General features: G+C 73.6%; 16 protein-coding genes. 13 read left to right on the forward strand and 3 right to left on the reverse strand.

The genetic code is table 11. The annotated features are described in order from the left end of the window. Positions 1–23 precede the first annotated feature (23 nt). The 9 genes from C1708_RS27230 (at position 24) to C1708_RS27270 (ending at position 7,517) form a co-directional block, all read left to right on the forward strand. Positions 24–638, forward strand: a complete 615-nt coding sequence (locus C1708_RS27230) for a riboflavin synthase (protein ID WP_106415164.1) — start codon at positions 24–26, stop codon at positions 636–638. Beyond that, positions 635–1,276 (forward strand): nicotinamide mononucleotide transporter family protein, encoded by a 642-nt coding sequence (locus C1708_RS27235; protein ID WP_106415165.1) that lies wholly within the window; start codon positions 635–637, stop codon positions 1,274–1,276. The genes C1708_RS27230 and C1708_RS27235 overlap by 4 nt, the downstream gene beginning before the upstream one ends. Next, positions 1,273–2,643: a bifunctional 3,4-dihydroxy-2-butanone-4-phosphate synthase/GTP cyclohydrolase II gene (locus C1708_RS27240; protein WP_241911335.1), complete on the forward strand. Its 1,371-nt coding sequence runs from the start codon at positions 1,273–1,275 to the stop codon at positions 2,641–2,643. Before C1708_RS27235 ends, C1708_RS27240 begins: the two co-directional genes overlap by 4 nt. Before the next feature lie 19 nt (positions 2,644–2,662). Then, positions 2,663–3,148 (forward strand): 6,7-dimethyl-8-ribityllumazine synthase, encoded by a 486-nt coding sequence (ribH, locus tag C1708_RS27245; protein WP_106415166.1) that lies wholly within the window; start codon positions 2,663–2,665, stop codon positions 3,146–3,148. Between the two features lie 34 nt (positions 3,149–3,182). Beyond that, a complete protein-coding gene (locus tag C1708_RS27250; protein WP_007491392.1) occupies positions 3,183–3,455 on the forward strand; it encodes a phosphoribosyl-ATP diphosphatase in 273 nt (90 codons plus the stop codon). A gap of 47 nt (positions 3,456–3,502) precedes the next feature. Continuing rightward, positions 3,503–4,387, forward strand: coding sequence for an ATP phosphoribosyltransferase (gene hisG / locus C1708_RS27255; protein ID WP_106415167.1), 885 nt, complete (start codon positions 3,503–3,505; stop codon positions 4,385–4,387). Positions 4,388–4,407: 20 nt separating this feature from the next. Continuing rightward, entirely contained in the window at positions 4,408–4,869 is a 462-nt protein-coding gene (locus C1708_RS27260) for a PH domain-containing protein (RefSeq protein WP_106415168.1), read from the forward strand. A gap of 243 nt (positions 4,870–5,112) precedes the next feature. After that, positions 5,113–6,444, forward strand: a complete 1,332-nt coding sequence (locus tag C1708_RS27265; RefSeq protein ID WP_106415169.1) for a hemolysin family protein — start codon at positions 5,113–5,115, stop codon at positions 6,442–6,444. Then, complete coding sequence (locus C1708_RS27270) at positions 6,441–7,517, forward strand: hemolysin family protein (RefSeq protein ID WP_106415170.1); 1,077 nt, start codon at positions 6,441–6,443, stop codon at positions 7,515–7,517. The genes C1708_RS27265 and C1708_RS27270 overlap by 4 nt, the downstream gene beginning before the upstream one ends. Before the next feature lie 37 nt (positions 7,518–7,554). On the opposite strand, the gene C1708_RS27275 is transcribed toward C1708_RS27270, so the two are convergent. Both C1708_RS27275 and C1708_RS27280 read right to left on the reverse strand, forming a co-directional pair. Beyond that, positions 7,555–9,417 (reverse strand): AAA family ATPase, encoded by a 1,863-nt coding sequence (locus tag C1708_RS27275; RefSeq protein ID WP_106415171.1) that lies wholly within the window; start codon positions 9,415–9,417, stop codon positions 7,555–7,557. 451 nt (positions 9,418–9,868) lie between these two features. Next, the gene (locus C1708_RS27280) at positions 9,869–10,426 is read right to left on the reverse strand and encodes a nucleoside/nucleotide kinase family protein (RefSeq protein ID WP_241911336.1); all 558 of its coding nucleotides are present in this window, start codon (positions 10,424–10,426) and stop codon (positions 9,869–9,871) included. Between the two features lie 343 nt (positions 10,427–10,769). On the opposite strand from C1708_RS27280, the gene C1708_RS27285 reads away from it, so the two are divergent. The 4 genes from C1708_RS27285 to C1708_RS27300 all read left to right on the forward strand — a co-directional run bounded on the left by C1708_RS27285 (position 10,770) and on the right by C1708_RS27300 (position 14,372). Beyond that, a complete protein-coding gene (locus C1708_RS27285; protein ID WP_106415173.1) occupies positions 10,770–12,143 on the forward strand; it encodes a C39 family peptidase in 1,374 nt (457 codons plus the stop codon). A gap of 141 nt (positions 12,144–12,284) precedes the next feature. Next, a complete protein-coding gene (locus C1708_RS27290; protein WP_106415174.1) occupies positions 12,285–12,425 on the forward strand; it encodes an SCO1431 family membrane protein in 141 nt (46 codons plus the stop codon). Positions 12,426–12,597: 172 nt separating this feature from the next. After that, positions 12,598–13,020 carry a TetR/AcrR family transcriptional regulator gene (locus tag C1708_RS35895; protein ID WP_342210930.1) on the forward strand — a complete coding sequence of 141 codons (423 nt, stop codon included), beginning with the start codon at positions 12,598–12,600 and terminating at the stop codon, positions 13,018–13,020. Between the two features lie 179 nt (positions 13,021–13,199). Beyond that, positions 13,200–14,372, forward strand: coding sequence for an acyl-CoA dehydrogenase family protein (locus C1708_RS27300; protein WP_106415176.1), 1,173 nt, complete (start codon positions 13,200–13,202; stop codon positions 14,370–14,372). A 349-nt stretch (positions 14,373–14,721) separates the two neighbouring features. Here the strand turns inward: C1708_RS27300 and C1708_RS27310 are convergent, their stop codons facing one another. Further along, positions 14,722–15,156 (reverse strand): hypothetical protein, encoded by a 435-nt coding sequence (locus tag C1708_RS27310; protein WP_106415177.1) that lies wholly within the window; start codon positions 15,154–15,156, stop codon positions 14,722–14,724. Positions 15,157–15,328 lie beyond the last annotated feature (172 nt).

A 15,328-nucleotide genomic window follows, 5' to 3' on the forward strand; every position in this document is an offset into this window, starting at 1 on the left:
GAAGAGGCAGGAGGACCCGGGAAGTGTTCACCGGAATCGTCGAAGAGCTGGGTGAGGTCACCGCCGTCGAGACCCTCGACGACGCCTGTCGCTTCCGGCTGCGCGGCCCCCTCGTCACCCGGGGCGCCCGGCACGGAGACTCCATCGCCGTCAACGGCGTGTGCCTCACCGTCGTCGAGCACGAGGGCGACGAGTTCACCGCCGACGTCATGGCGGAGACCCTCGACCGCTCCAGCCTCGGCGTCCTCACCGTCGGCTCCCGCGTCAACCTCGAGCGGCCCACCGCCGTCGGCGACCGCCTCGGCGGCCACATCGTGCAGGGCCACGTCGACGGCACCGGCGAGATCCTCGAGCGCACCCCCTCCGAGCACTGGGAGATCGTCAGGATCTCCCTCCCCGCGGACCTGAGCCGCTACGTCGTGGAGAAGGGCTCCATCACCGTCGACGGCATCAGCCTCACCGTCGTCGACGCCGGATGCGACCACTTCACCGTCAGCCTCATCCCCACCACCCTCGCCCTGACCACCCTCGGCCTCAAGAAGCCCGGGGACCCGGTCAACCTCGAGGTGGACGTCATCGCCAAGTACGTCGAGCGGATGCTCGGCGACCGCGTCGCCGGTGAGGGGGCCTCCCGGTGAACTGGCTCAACTCCGAGGCCTTCACCCTGTTCGGCCAGCACATCAAGTGGTCGGACATGATCGGCAACGTGATCGGCCTGATCGGCCTCGCCCTCGGCTGGCGCCGCTCCCTGTGGACCTGGCCCGCCCAGTTCCTCTCCGGGCTCATCCTCTTCGCCGCGTTCGCCACCGCTCACCTCTCCGGCAGCGCCGGCAAGCAGGTCGTCGTCATGCTCGTCGCCGCCTGGGGCTTCCGGCAGTGGCAGCGCGGCCGGCAGCAGGCCCAGGACGGCTCCGTCGCCGTCCGGTTCGCCACCTGGCGCGAGCGGGGCGTGCTGTTCGCCGGGGCCGCCGTCGGCACCCTCGCCGTCGGGGGCCTCTTCACCGCCTACCCGTCCCTGTCCTGGGACCCCTGGCCGGACGCCTACATCTTCGTCGGCACGGTCGTCGCGATGTACGCCCAGGCCCGCGGCATGGTCGAGTTCTGGTTCGCCTGGCTGCTCGTCGACCTCGTCGGCGTCCCGCTGAACTTCGCCAACGGCTTCGCCTTCTCCGGCTTCGTCTACGTCATCTACGGCGCACTCGTCCTGTGGGGCATGCGCGACTGGTGGCTGCGCACCCGCGAGGCGCGGCCCGCACCGGAAGGAGCGCCGGCATGAGCGCCCACCCGTCACCCGCCACCACCCCGAACGAGGCTCCCCCGGAGCGGAAGGCCTGGGGGGACCCCCGTCGCGCCGCCCCCTCGATCCCGCCGACCCTGTACGACACCGAGGACCTCGGCCTCCGGCTCGACCCCGTCGAGCAGGCGATCGCCGACATCGCCGCCGGCCGCCCCGTGGTGGTCGTCGACGACGAGAACCGGGAGAACGAGGGCGACCTGATCGTCGCCGCCGAGAAGGCGACCGAGGAGATCGTCGCCTTCATGATGACCGAGTGCCGCGGCATGATCTGCGCCCCCATGACGGGCGAGGAGCTCGACCGGCTGGACATCCCGCAGATGGTGGCGCAGAACACCGAGTCGATGCGGACCGCGTTCACCGTCACCGTCGACGGCTCCGCCGCCCACGGGGTGACCACCGGCATCTCCGCCTCCGACCGGGCCACCACGCTCCGGCTGCTGGCCTGCGGCACCGCCGCACCGGACGACTTCGTCCGCCCCGGCCACATCTTCCCGCTGCGCGCCCGTCCCGGCGGCGTGCTCGAGCGCGACGGCCACACCGAGGCCGCCGTCGACCTGGCCCGCCTCGCGGGACTGCGCCCGGCCGGCGCCATCGTGGAGATCGCCGGCGAGGACGGCCGCATGCTGCGCCTGCCCGAACTGGTGCCCTTCGCCCGCAAGCACGGCCTGTCGATCATCTCCATCGAGGACCTGATCGCCTACCGCCGCGGCAGCGAGCCCACCGTCCGCCGCGAGGCCGAGGTGCGGCTGCCCACCTCCCACGGCACCTTCACCGCGTACGGCTTCCGCTCCACCGTCGACGGCGTCGAGCACGTCGCCCTGGTGCACGGCGACCTCGGCGACGGCGAGGACGTCCTCGTGCGCATGCACTCCGAATGCCTCACCGGGGACGTCTTCGGCTCCCGGCGCTGCGACTGCGGCCCCCAGCTCGACGCCTCCCTGGACCGCATCCAGGCCGAGGGCCGGGGCGTCGTCGTCTACCTGCGCGGCCACGAGGGACGCGGCATCGGCCTGATGTCCAAGCTGCGCGCCTACGAACTGCAGGAGCGCGGCCGCGACACCCTCGACGCCAACCTCGAACTCGGCCTGCCCGCCGACGCCCGCGACTACGCCGCGGGCGCGCGGATCCTCGCCGACCTGGGCGTCCGCAGCGTCCGCCTGATGACCAACAACCCCGACAAGTCCGACGCGCTCGCCCGCCACGGCATCGACGTCCGCCGGCGCGAGCCGATGCCCGTCACCGCGAGCGAGCACAACCTCCGCTACCTGCGCACCAAGCGGGACCGGATGGGCCACGACCTGCCCTGGCTGGACACGCCGACCGTGCCCGCCTGCGGCAACCAGTGAGAGAACCACGAGGAGAGACGTGAGCGGCAAGGGTGCACCGGAGCTGACCGTACGCAATGTGGGTGACCTGCGGGTCGCCGTCGTCGCGGCACAGTGGCACGAGAAGGTGATGGACGGACTGGTGGACGGCGCCCTGCGCGCCCTGCACGACCTGGGCATCGACGAGCCGACCCTGCTCAGGGTCCCCGGCAGCTGGGAACTGCCCGTCGTCGCCAAGGTGCTGGCCGGCCGGGGCTACGACGCGATCGTCGCCCTCGGCGTCGTCATCCGGGGCGGCACACCCCACTTCGACTACGTGTGCCAGGGCGTCACCCAGGGGCTCACCCAGGTGTCCGTCGACACCGGCGTCCCCGTGGGCTTCGGCGTCCTCACGTGCGACGACGAACAGCAGGCCCTGGACCGCGCCGGACTGCCCGGCTCCCGCGAGGACAAGGGGCACGAGGCGGTCACCGCGGCCGTCGCCACCGCCGCCTGCCTGCGCTCGGTGTCCGAACCCTGGCGGTGAGCAGTCCCCGTCACCGCGTAGGGTAAGGACCACCATGTCCAAGAAGACGTTCGAGGAGCTCTTCACCGAGCTCCAGCACAAGGCCGCCCACGGGGACCCCGCCACCTCCCGCACCGCCGAGCTGGTGGGCAAGGGCGTCCATGCCATCGGCAAGAAGGTCGTCGAGGAGGCCGCCGAGGTCTGGATGGCCGCCGAGTACGAGGGCAAGGAGGCGGCCGCCGAGGAGATCTCGCAGCTGCTGTACCACGTCCAGGTGATGATGGTCGCCCGCGGCATCTCCCTCGACGACGTCTACGCCCACCTGTAAGAAGCCCTGCCCCACCCCACCCGTTCCAAGCGAAGGAAGCCGACCTCATGCTGCGCATCGCCGTCCCCAACAAGGGTTCCCTGTCAGGACCTGCGGCGGAGATGCTGCATGAGGCCGGCTACCGGCAGCGCAGGGAGTCCAAGGAACTGCGGATCGTCGACCCGGTCAACGAGGTCGAGTTCTTCTACCTCCGCCCCCGCGACATCGCGATCTACGTCGCCTCCGGCCAGTTGGACATCGGCATCACCGGCCGTGACCTGCTGATCGACTCCGGAGCCGACGCCGAGGAGATCCTCCCGCTCGGTTTCGCCCGCTCCACCTTCCGCTACGCCGCCAAGCCCGGCACCATCACCGGGGCCGGCGACCTCGCCGGCAAGACCGTCGCCACCTCCTACGAGGGCATCGTCGCCGCGCACCTCGCCGAGCACGGCATCGACGCCTCCGTCGTCCACCTCGACGGCGCCGTGGAGACCGCCATCCAGCTCGGCGTCGCCCAGGTCATCGCGGACGTCGTGGAGACCGGCACCTCGATGCGCAACGCCGGCCTCGAGGTCGTCGGCGACCCGATCATGACCTCCGAGGCCGTGGTCATCCTCCCCCGGGCTCGGACACACTCGGCCGGGGGGACCCCCACCACCGGCGCGGACGGCGAGGAGCCCAAGGTGCAGCAGTTCCTGCGCCGCCTCCAGGGCGTCCTGGTCGCCCGCACGTACGTGATGATGGACTACGACTGCCGGGTCGAGCAGCTGGAGAAGGCCGTCGCGCTGACCCCCGGCCTGGAGTCCCCGACCGTCTCGCCGCTGCACAACGAGGGCTGGGTCGCCGTCCGGGCGATGGTGCCCTCCAAGGACGCGCAGCGGATCATGGACGACCTGTACGACATCGGGGCCCGCGCCATCCTCACCACAGCGATCCACGCCTGCCGTCTGTGACCGGGCAGGGAGGAACCGTCATGTCCGGCACCGAGCTTCCCGAGCTGCCCGTCACCTTCCGGCCCGGCCGCACCCGTGCCGTGCTGCTCTCCGCGGGCGTCGCGCTGTTCGTCGTCGTCAGCCTGATCGGGCTGCTCCTGAGCGGGCTCGGCCCGGGGGAGCGGGTCAGCTTCGTGTTCACCGCCGCGCTGCTGGCCGGTGTGCTGTTCCTGCTGGCCCGGCCGAAGATCGTCGCCGACGAGGCGGGCGTCACGGTCGTCAACATCGTGCACCGGCGCCGCCTCGAGTGGGCGGAGATCCTTCAGGTGAACCTCCGCTCGGGTGACGCCTGGGTGTTCCTCGACCTCAGCGACGGCACCACCCTGCCCGCGCTCGGCATCCAGCCGGGTATCGCCAGGCAGCGCGCCGTCGCCGACGCCCGCGTCCTGCGGGCCCTCGCCGAGGCGCACTCCGCGCCCGAGGCCGAGACGCCCCGCGACTGACCCCGGCCGGCCCGCCGCTCCGTCCGGACCCGCCGCGGCGGCCCCCGTCTTGATTAATCTGTGGGGCGGAGGCGCGCCGACAGCGCCTCCGCCCCTGCCGCCCGCGCGGTGCGCCGAGGGGCCCCAGCTATCCGAGGAGTGACCCTCTCCGGCGATGGACGGATCCTCCTGCAGTACCTGCGCCGCTCCCTGCCGGCACAGCGCCCGTCTCCCGGTGGGCGCGCACGCGGAGGCGGCGGCGTCATGAGCACCCCTCTGCTGCTCCTCGCAGCCGCCTTCCTGCTGATCCTGGCCAACGGCTTCTTCGTGGCCGCCGAGTTCGGCCTGGTCACCGTCGAGCGGGCGGACGCCGAGGAGGCCGCCGCGGGCGGCGACCGGCACGCCCGCCGGGTCGTCGCGTCCCTGCGTGAACTGTCCTTCCAGCTCTCCGGCACCCAGCTCGGCATCACCCTCACCTCCCTGGTGGTCGGCATGCTCGCCGAACCGGCCCTCGCCGCGCTGCTGGACGCCCCGCTCACCGGCGCCGGGACACCGGCGGGCGCGGTCCCCGGCGTGTCCGTGGTGATCGGCATGCTGCTCGCGTCCGCCGTGCAGATGGTGATCGGCGAACTCGTGCCGAAGAACTGGGCGGTGTCCCGGCCGATGCAGGTCGCGCGCTTCGTCGCCGGTCCGCAGCACGCGTTCGCCCGCCTGTTCCGCCCGGTCATCGCCGGGCTGAACGCCGTGGCCAACCGGCTGGTGCGGGCCATGGGCGTCGAGCCCGCCGAGGAGCTCGCCTCCGCCCGCACCCCCGGCGAACTGGTCTTCCTGGCCCGGCACTCGGCCCGCGCGGGCGCCCTGGAGCAGGACACGGCGGACCTCTTCGTCCGCACCCTGTCGCTGGGCGAGCTGACCGCCCAGCACGTCATGACCCCGCGCGTGCGGGTCAGCGCCCTCCAGGCGTCCGCGACCGCCGAGGACGTGGTCAACCTGACCCGCGCCACCGGCCTGTCCCGCTTCCCCGTCTACCGGGAACGGATCGACGAGATCGCCGGCATGGTCCACCTCAAGGACGCCCTCGCGGTCCCCGCGCACGAGCGGCTGCGCACCCCGGCCGGCCGCATCGCCCGCCCGGCGCTGCTGGTCCCCGAGACCCTGCCGGTGCGCCCGCTGCTCACCCGGCTGCGCAGCGAGCAGCCCATCGCGGTCGTCGTCGACGAGTACGGCGGCACCGCCGGCGTGGTCACCCTGGAGGACATCGTCGAGGAGATCGTCGGCGAGGTGCGCGACGAGCACGACGGACAGGACGTGCCGGAACTCGCCCCCGCCCCGCCGGAGGACGGCGACCCGGCCTGGGACGTCGACGGCGGCGCCCGGATCGACACCCTGCGCCGGGCCGGGCTGGAGGTCCCCGAGGGCCCCTACGAGACGGTGGCCGGCCTGGTCGCCGACGCGCTCGGCCGGATCCCGGCCGTGGGGGACCGCGCGGAACTGCCCGGCTGGCGGCTGTCCGTGCACCGCGTCGAGCACTACCGCGCGGAACGGGTCCGCCTGGTCCGTACGGCCCGGCTGCCCGTGGCGGAGGCCGCCGGATGAGCCTCCTGCACCTGCTGTCGGCCGCACTCCTCGTGCTCGCCAACGGCTTCTTCGTCGGCGCCGAGTTCGCCCTGGTGTCGGTCCGCCGCAGCCAGATCGAACCGCTGGGCACCGCCCGCGCCCGCCAGGTGCTGCACGGCCTGGAGCATCTGCCGCAGATGATGGCGGCCGCCCAGTTCGGCATCACCGTCTGCTCGCTCACCCTGGGCGCGGTCGCCGAACCGACCGTCGCCCGGCTGCTGGAGCCGGTGTTCGCGTGGATGCGCCTGCCGCACGGGGTGATCCACCCGCTCGGCTACGTCATCGCGCTCGCCGCCGTGGTCTTCTTCCACCTCGTCATCGGCGAGATGGTCCCGAAGAACCTGGCGATGGCCGCTCCCGAGAAGGCGGCCCTGTGGCTCAGCCCCGGCCTGGTGGGGTTCGCCCGCCTGTGCAGGCCGGTCACCGTCGCCCTCGGCGCCTGCGCCCGGGCCGTCCTGCGGCTGTTCCGCGTGGAGCCCAAGGACGAGGTGGAGGCCGTCTTCACCAGCGAGCAGCTCAACCGGCTGGTCGAGGACGCCGGCCAGGCCGGTCTGCTCGACCCGGAGGAGGCGGAGCGCCTGGAGGACGCCCTGGAGCTGGGCTCCCGCCCGGTCACGGACGTCCTGCTGCGCCGTGAGTCCCTGGTGACGGTCACCCCGGCGGTCACCGCGGGGCAGATCGTGGAGCTGACCGCCCGCACCGGGTACTCACGCTTCCCGGTGGCGGCCGAGGGCGGCGCCTTCATGGGCTACCTGCACGTCAAGGACGTCCTGGACCTGGAGGACGCCGACCGGGCCGTCCCGCAGCACCTGTGGCGCCCGATGACCACCCTGCGTCCCGAACTCCCGCTGGACGACGCCCTGACGGTGATGCGCCGGGCGGCCACCCACCTGGCCCAGGTGGCCGACGCGTCCGGCAAGGCGCTGGGCCTGGTCGCCCTGGAGGACGTCCTGGAGATGCTCGTGGGCGAGGTGCGGGACCCCGCCCACCGCGAGGTCACGCTCACCCCGCAGCGGGCGAGCGGGACACCGGAGGAGGCGATGGCCACCTGACGACGGGCGGTCCCTCGTCGTCACGCCCGTCGGGGTCTCACGGCTCCGACGGGTCCGAGGGGCCCCGCCCCGACAGCACCTCCCCGTACGCCTGCATCAGGTCCGGCAGCCGCAGGGTCGCCAGGTCCTCCCGGGACAGCGGCCCCGGGTACGCCGACAGCCGCAGGTCCCGGTAGGCGCAGCTCTTCTCGTACAGGGTGCGCAGGAACCGGCCGTTGCCCAGCTCGTCGATCCAGCCCTGGTCCACCACGTGCCCGGCGACGGAGCGCAGCTCGTCCAGGGCCTCCTCGTCCCACACGTCGCCGTTCTCCGCGGCCAGCACCTCGCCGATCCTCGTCAGCTCCAGCGGCCGGTAGGAGGGGAAATCCACGCGGGTGGTGAACCGGGACGACAGTCCCGGGTTCGCGGCCAGCAGCCGGTCCATGCCCTCCGGGTAGCCGGCGAGGATCACCACCAGGTGGTCGCGGTTGTCCTCGGCCCGCTTCAGCAGCACCTGCAGCGCCTCGTCGCCGTACGCGTCGCCCTTGCCGTACCCGGAGTTCGACAGGGAGTACGCCTCGTCGACGAAGAGCACCCCGCCGAGCGCGGAGTCGATCAGTTCGTTGGCCTTCACCGCGGTCTGCCCCAGGTACTCGCCGACCAGGTCCGCCCGCTGGGCCTCCACCAGGTGGTCGCCGCCGAGCAGCCCGAGGGCGTAGAAGACCCGGCCCAGGATGCGGGCGACGGTGGTCTTGCCCGTGCCGGAGGGTCCGGAGAAGACGAAGTGCCGTTTGGGCGGCTGCACCGGGAGGCCCTGGCCGGTCCGCAGCCGCGCCATGTTCAACTGCGCCGACAGCGCCTTGACCTGACGCTTCACCGGCTCGAGGCCGACCATGCGCTCCAGCTCCGCGAGCGCCTCCTCCAGCAGCGCCGGGTCGGTGGGACCCGGGGGCAGCACCGGGCCGGAGCCGCCGAAGCGCTCGCGCGCCCCCGGCCCGGCCGGCGGGGGCATCGGGGAGGGCGTGGGGCCGGGAGCGGACAGCCGCAGGTCGCGGCCCTCCGTCCCGAAGAGCGGGTCCAGGGTGTCGGGGCCGTCGACGGTGTCCTGCCCGACGCCGCTCAGGGTGATCGCGGCGAGGTCGGCGGAGTCGTCGTAGCCGTCGCCCTCGGCGATCGCGGCGAGCCGGGCGGAGGTGTCCATGAAGGCCGGATCGACCCGGTGCACGGCCCGGTACAGGGGGAGGGCGGCGGCGCTGCGTCCGGTGCCCTCGTGCGCGCGGGCCAGCCAGTAGCGCAGCTCCTTGCGCTGCGGCTGCTCGCTGCGGCACCGCATCAGCGCCGCCGACAGCAGCGGCTCGGCCTGCCCGTACATCTCCAGCCGCACCCGGGCCATGCCGCCGAACAGGCCCGCCTCGATGCCCAGCAGCGGGTCGTCGACGAGCGGGTCGGTGTGCCGGACCAGCTGCTCCCAGTCCTTGACCAGGTAGGCGCGGCAGGCGTGCAGGAAGCGCACCTGCGGGTCGGTGTCCACCGGGGGCAGCCCGGCGAGCGCGCGGTCCAGCTCGGGGACGTGCCGGCCGTCCAGCCAGTGCGAGGCGTGGGCGAGCAGCAGGTCGCGCGGGGTCTCCAGGACCGGCTGCACCCACCAGCCGAGCCAGTACCAGGAGTTGAGGGTGCGGCGGTGCCGGGCGCGCTGTTCGCCGAAGCGGTCGCGGTGGCGGAACATGCGCAGCAGCGCGGTCGTCGTGTCGACGCGCAGCGCGTGCAGTCCGAGCCAGCCGTCGGCCATCCCCGGATCGATCCGCACGGCGGTCCGGAACTCCTCCTCCGCCTGCGGATAGGCGCCCATCGTGTAGGCGTCCACGCCTCGCAGCCAGGCGAGGTCGGCCGGGGCCTGCGGGCCCTGCGTGCCGAAGTCCATCGCGTCCCCCACAGACCGTGCCCCCGTCGGTGTGCCGGCCGGCCCTCGGCCGCCGGCGCCCTGTGGCCGAACCGCCGTGCCGCGGACCGGAGTTGCCAGGTGCGTGAAGCGTCGTCGCCGGCCGCACCGAGGGGCATCGTACCTGCGGGGGCGCCGCGTCCGCAGGGTGCGGAGCAGGGGAAACGGAGAGGGAGAGGGGGCGCGTGGGAGGCGCGCGGAAGATGATCCTCACCCAGGGTGATCGTCATATGCCACTGTGCGCCCGGAAAGCGCGAAAAGGGCAGAACGAAGCCCCCGATCACGGGGGAACAACCGGGGGCTTCGCGTCTTCCGGCGGCTCCCGAAGGGCCGCACATTGAGAACGTAAGACCTGTACGGGCCCTGGGTCAAGCCGAGTTGGGGGACCGCGGCAACTTGTCCGGGACCGTTCTTCACGGGATCACCACATCGCCTACGACCCGTCACCGAGCGTGATCGAACAAGGCGCCTCCCCCGTCCCGGCAGGCCCGGGAACCAGCTCGTACCCCTGCCGCCCCTGCCGTACCAGCAGGTGCGCGAAGGGGCGCGAGGGGTCGTCGGTGAAGTGCGCGCGCTCCGCCCGCTCCCAGCCGTCCCAGAACGCCCGCTGCTCCTCGCCGTCCCGTGCCCGCCCCCGCGCCCAGGACTCCTCACGCGGCACGTCCATCCACAGCAGCAGCGCCAGATACGGGCGCAGCGCCTCGCGTCCGGCGCCGACGCCCTCCACGACCACCACCGGCGCGGCGGGCAGCGGGCGCGGCGGTCCGGGGCGCCGGGCGCGCCAGTCGTAGGGGGCGTAGTGCGCGGTCGTGCCCCGGGAGAGCGGGCCGATCACCTCGTCGCGCAGCCGTGCGGTCCAGTCGAACAGCTCGTCGTGGCGGGCGATGTCGTCGAGGTGCAGCACCGGGGCGCCGCCGAGCGCGGCGGCCAGCAGCCCGGCGAAGGTCGACTTCCCGGACCCGGCGTGCCCGTCGACGGCGACGAGCCGCACCGGGCCGCACGAGGGAGGGAGCCGGCGGATGCGGGAGGCGAGCGTGTGAATGACTGGTTCCCGGGACTGTGGGGGAGTGCGGACGGGAGCACTCTAGGCCCCGGACGGTACGGCGGTCCGTGCGGCCGGGACCCCGGCCGCACGGGCGGGAGACGCGCATCCGCGGTGGATCCGCCACTGGTCGAGTCCCCTGTCGGTGGGCGCCGCGCGGCCCGGATGCTGGCAGGATCCGCCCGGCTGCGTTCATAGTGGGGCCCACACCCGCTCCATCCGCCGGACGCACGCCCTCCGGCGGCCGTGCGCCGGTCCTGTCCCGACTCCGACACCTGGGGGTCCCCCACCCATGAGCAGAGCCGAACTGCCCTCCCGCAGAACCCTGCTGACCGCGGCGGTCGTCGCCGCCGTCGCCGGAAGCGCGGCGACGGCGTCCGCGTCCGTCCCGACCGCCGGCGCCACCCGGCCCGCGGCGCCCGGGCGGGCCGCCGCCCGCACCGTCGACAACCGCGCCTGGACCACGTACACCGACTGGCGCTCCGGCACCGCCGCCGGCGCCCGCGCCGTGGCCGGCGTCCGCCCCGGCCTGGTGGTCGCCGAGGCGGCCGGCACGACGGACTACACCGACCCGCACACCGGCCGCACGGCCGCCTGGGAGTACGCCACCTGGACCTCGCCCGTCCACCGCCTCGCGGTCCCGTCCACCGAGGCGATCGCCTCCTGGAACGCGCACACCCCCGAGGGCACGTGGATCCAGGTCGAGCTGAAGGGCACGTACTCCGACGGCACGGACACCCCCTGGTACGTGATGGGCCGCTGGGCGGCCGGCGACGGCGACATCCGGCGCACCTCGGTGGACGACCAGGGCGACGGGAGGAGCAGCGTCTGGACGGACACGCTCGCCGTCGACGACGCGTCCTCGGGGCTGCGCCTGGCCTCCTGCCGGCTGCGCCTGACCCTGTACCGCCGTCCGGGCACCCGCCTCACCCCGACCGTGTGGCGCCTCGGCGTGATGGGCTCCGACGTCCCCGACCGGTTCACCGTCCCCGCCTCGACGCCCGGCCTCGCCAGGGAACTGATCGTCCCGCGCTACTCGCAGGAGATCCACAAGGGCCAGTACCCGGAGTACGACAACGGCGGCGAGGCCTGGTGCAGCCCCACCTCCTCGCAGATGATCATCGAGTACTGGGGCGGCCGGCTCTCCGAGGAGCAGCTCTCCTGGGTCGACCCCTCCTACGCCGACCCGCAGATCTGCCACGCGGCCCGCCACACCTACGACTACCAGTACGCCGGGTGCGGCAACTGGCCGTTCAACGCGGCCTACGCGGCCACCTTCCCCGGCCTCCAGGGCGTGGTCACCCGCCTGCGGTCGCTCACCGACCTGGAGACGCTGATCGCGGCGGGCATCCCGGCCATCACCTCCCAGTCGTTCCTGAAGGAGGAGCTGACGGGGGCGGGCTACGGCACCGCCGGGCACCTGATGACCGTGATCGGCTTCACCGCCGACGGCGACGTGATCGCCAACGACCCCGCCTCGGACGACAACGAGGCCGTGCGCCGGGTCTACCAGCGGCGCGAGTGGGAGAACATCTGGCTCAGGACCAAGCGGTACAACGCCTCCGGGAAGGTCGCCTCCGGCACCGGCGGCGTCTGCTACCTGTACTTCCCGGCCCGCCCGACCCCGCGCCAGCGCAAGGCGCTCGCGGCGGTGGGCGTGCGCTGAGCCGGCGCGCGCGGCGGTCCCCGGCCGTCACCGGGGCCCGCCGCGTGTGACCAACCTCTCGGCGGCACCGGCCGGTTCCGGTGGCAAGGTGGAGGACGTCGCTTGGGGGGATCCACGCACCACGGAGACCAGGTAGAAGTCATGAGCGCCAACGCAGCCACCGTCACCCGCGTCCGTACCGGCGGACCCCGCGAGGACGGTCCGAAGATCGCCGAGCATGTGCTGGGCTGGACCCTCGTCGTGGTCCTCGCGATGCTCGTGACACAGCTGGGACTGCTGTAGTCCCGCGGCGCGGGCCGGCCTGTCACACCCCCGCGGGACCGTCCCGCCCCCCCCCGCAGGAGACCTGGGCCGGCAGTGAACCTCAGCCGGCGGTCCGCGGTGCCTCCCCCGGTTCGCGGCCCCCGGCGAGCGTCGGCCCGTCGCGCCGGACTTCATCGCCGTCGGACGCCGCCTGTTCGCCGACCGGCCCTGCGACGCGCCGTCGATGGACGACATCGCACGCCGGGCGCGGGTCGCCGAGGGCCTGATCCCCTGCTGCTTCCACTCCGAGCGGGGCTGCTGCCCGGCGATCACCGAGGACTCGGCGGCCGGGCCGGTCGCGCCGGCGGCGAGCGGTGACGAACTGCCGCCCGTGGAGCGGGTGCGGCGCACCGTCGGCAGTTGTCTGCGGTACGCGGAGCACCACCGGGCCGCCCGCCGCGCGATCGGGGGGGATGGCACCCGGTGTCTCCTCGTGGAGGAAGGGAGAACCGCGTTGTTTGACATGAGCGCGGCAATTCGATCGGACGGGAACCCCAGGAGGACTAGACCAGTTGGTCAATGGTGCGGGCCGATGCGATCAGCGGGAGGGCGCCGTACAGTGTCGTGGAAGTAAGCGGTCGTTAACTGGTGACGCGCCGCCGCCGATCGGGCATACTCACAGCGCACAGCCGCTGGTCAGCAGCTTCCGAGACCCGGGAGTGCGCCCACCGGCCAGGCACTGACACGACCCGGCGCGGACGCCTCCACCCCAGGCGCACGCCGATGTGCCCGAACAGGGAGGAGAGCGACGCCATGCCCGACCGCGCCCCGCAGCCGGTGGACCGGCTACTGCCCACGGACGAGGCCCGGGACCTGATCTCGCTCGTCCGCGACATCGCGCAGCGCGAGATCGCCCCCGGGGCGGCCGAGGAGGAGGAAGCGGGCCGCTTCCCGCGCGAGCTGTTCACCCTGCTGTCCGAGTCCGGCCTGCTCGGCCTGCCCTACGACTCCGAGTACGGCGGCGGCGACCAGCCGTACGAGGTCTACCTCCAGGTCCTCGAGGAGCTCGCCCGGGCCCGCCTCACCGTCGCCCTCGGCGTCAGCGTGCACACGCTCGCCACCTATCCGCTCGCCGCCCACGGCACCAAGGAGCAGCGCGCCGAGCACCTGCCCGCGATGCTCGGCGGCGGCCTGCTCGGCGGCTACTGCCTCTCCGAACCCTCCTCCGGCTCCGACGCCGCGTCCCTGCGCACCCGCGCGGTCCGCGACGGGGACGACTGGGTCATCGACGGCACCAAGGCGTGGATCACCCACGGCGGCGTCGCCGACTTCTACACGGTCATGGCACGCACCGGCGGTGAGGGGGCGCGCGGCATCAGCGCGTTCCTGGTGCCCGGGGACGCCGAGGGCCTCAGCGCCGCCGCGCCGGAGAAGAAGATGGGCATGAAGGGCTCGCCCACCGCCCAGGTCCACTTCGACGGCGTCCGGGTCCCTGACGCGCGCCGCATCGGCGACGAGGGGCAGGGCTTCGCCATCGCCCTGTCCGCGCTGGACGGCGGCCGGCTGGGCATCGCCGCGTGCGCCATCGGCGTGGCCCAGGCGGCGCTCGACGAGGCCGTCGGCCACGCCACCGAACGGCGCCAGTTCGGCAGGCCGATCGCCGACTTCCAGGGGCTGCGCTTCATGCTCGCCGACATGGCCACCCAGATCGAGGCGGGACGCGCGCTGTACCTGGCGGCGGCCCGGCTCCGCGACGCGGGCCGGCCATTCGGCCGGCAGGCCGCGATGGCCAAGCTGCACTGCACCGACGCCGCGATGCGGGTCACCACCGACACCGTGCAGGTCCTCGGCGGCTACGGTTACACCGCCGACTTCCCCGCCGAGCGCTACATGCGCGAGGCGAAGGTCCTGCAGATCGTCGAGGGCACCAACCAGATCCAGCGCATGGTCATCGCCCGCCACCTCGCGGGGCCGGAGACGCGCTGAACCGGCCGGACCCACGCCAGGACCCGGCGAGCCGGGCCCGCTCGGGCCCGCTCCGGGCCGCGCCGCCCCGCTCCGTCCCCCGTCCGCGTCAGGTCGCGGGGGAGGGGTGGGTCCGGGAGCCGCGGCGGCCACGGCCGTCTCGACGGGCGGCGGCGCGAACCCCGTGGCGCCGACGCCCGGTCGTCGCCTGCACGGGGTCGTCGTGCCCGGCCGACGCACGACCGGACCGGTCACGAGGGTCCGAGGAGGGCGTGCGCTCACCCGTGCCCCGTGCGGCGGAAGCGGAAAGGGGCGAAGGCGGCGAAGAGCGGGGGTGGCGGAGCTCCGCCGCCCCCGGGCCGGCCTGCGCTCAGGCGGCGTCGCGCCGCATCAGCGGGAACCGGATCGGACGCGATCCCGGTCCGCCGACGTGCGAGAAGGGCTGGGTCCGCCAGTCGAGTCCCTGCGGGAGCGTCAGCAGCAGGGCCGTGTCCTGCTCTTGGGGTGTGACGGTCTCGTCCGCGGGCCGGGCCTCGGACGCCCGGCGGCCGGTGCCGCGGCAGACCGTGAGCCCGAACGGGTTCCACGGCGAGGCGCACAGGGCGTGCTCCGGCAGGACCTCCTCGTCCGCCAGGAGGGCGATGGGCTGCGAGCAGTCCGGGCACACGACCCGGAACATCTCGAAGGTGTCGTACGGGTCGGCGTCCTCGTCCGGGGTGCCGGGTTCGACGTACTCCGGATCGGGCATGACGACCGGCTGCTGCCGCTTGGACGTGGTACGACCAGGGCGCTTGAGACTCTGCATTGGGTACTCCCCCTCGGGCTGGGCCGTTCAGGCGCTGCGGCCTCGACCACAGCAAGCACTTCCCTCGACCTCTCGGGGGTAATCACGGAAACATCACGGAGACGGCGCAACGGGTGTGGCGTTCGTCACACGCCACTCGCAGGCGCCGTCCGCGACGCCCGCACGCCGTCGT

The sequence above is a fragment of the Streptomyces sp. DH-12 genome (genome assembly GCF_002899455.1).
Lineage (GTDB): Bacteria > Actinomycetota > Actinomycetes > Streptomycetales > Streptomycetaceae > Streptomyces.

Bases quoted from the DNA above. Each gene is read 5' to 3' on its own strand.
- C1708_RS27300 (WP_106415176.1), top strand. From the start codon at position 13,200: ATGCCCGACCGCGCCCCGCAGCCGGTGGACCGGCTACTGCCCACGGAC.
- hisG (WP_106415167.1), top strand. From the start codon at position 3,503: ATGCTGCGCATCGCCGTCCCCAACAAGGGTTCCCTGTCAGGACCTGCG.
- C1708_RS27250 (WP_007491392.1), top strand. From the start codon at position 3,183: ATGTCCAAGAAGACGTTCGAGGAGCTCTTCACCGAGCTCCAGCACAAG.
- C1708_RS27265 (WP_106415169.1), top strand. From the start codon at position 5,113: ATGAGCACCCCTCTGCTGCTCCTCGCAGCCGCCTTCCTGCTGATCCTG.
- C1708_RS27240 (WP_241911335.1), top strand. From the start codon at position 1,273: ATGAGCGCCCACCCGTCACCCGCCACCACCCCGAACGAGGCTCCCCCG.
- C1708_RS27290 (WP_106415174.1), top strand. From the start codon at position 12,285: ATGAGCGCCAACGCAGCCACCGTCACCCGCGTCCGTACCGGCGGACCC.
- C1708_RS27310 (WP_106415177.1), bottom strand. From the start codon at position 15,156: ATGCAGAGTCTCAAGCGCCCTGGTCGTACCACGTCCAAGCGGCAGCAG.
- C1708_RS27275 (WP_106415171.1), bottom strand. From the start codon at position 9,417: ATGGACTTCGGCACGCAGGGCCCGCAGGCCCCGGCCGACCTCGCCTGG.
- C1708_RS27270 (WP_106415170.1), top strand. From the start codon at position 6,441: ATGAGCCTCCTGCACCTGCTGTCGGCCGCACTCCTCGTGCTCGCCAAC.
- C1708_RS27285 (WP_106415173.1), top strand. From the start codon at position 10,770: ATGAGCAGAGCCGAACTGCCCTCCCGCAGAACCCTGCTGACCGCGGCG.
- C1708_RS27260 (WP_106415168.1), top strand. From the start codon at position 4,408: ATGTCCGGCACCGAGCTTCCCGAGCTGCCCGTCACCTTCCGGCCCGGC.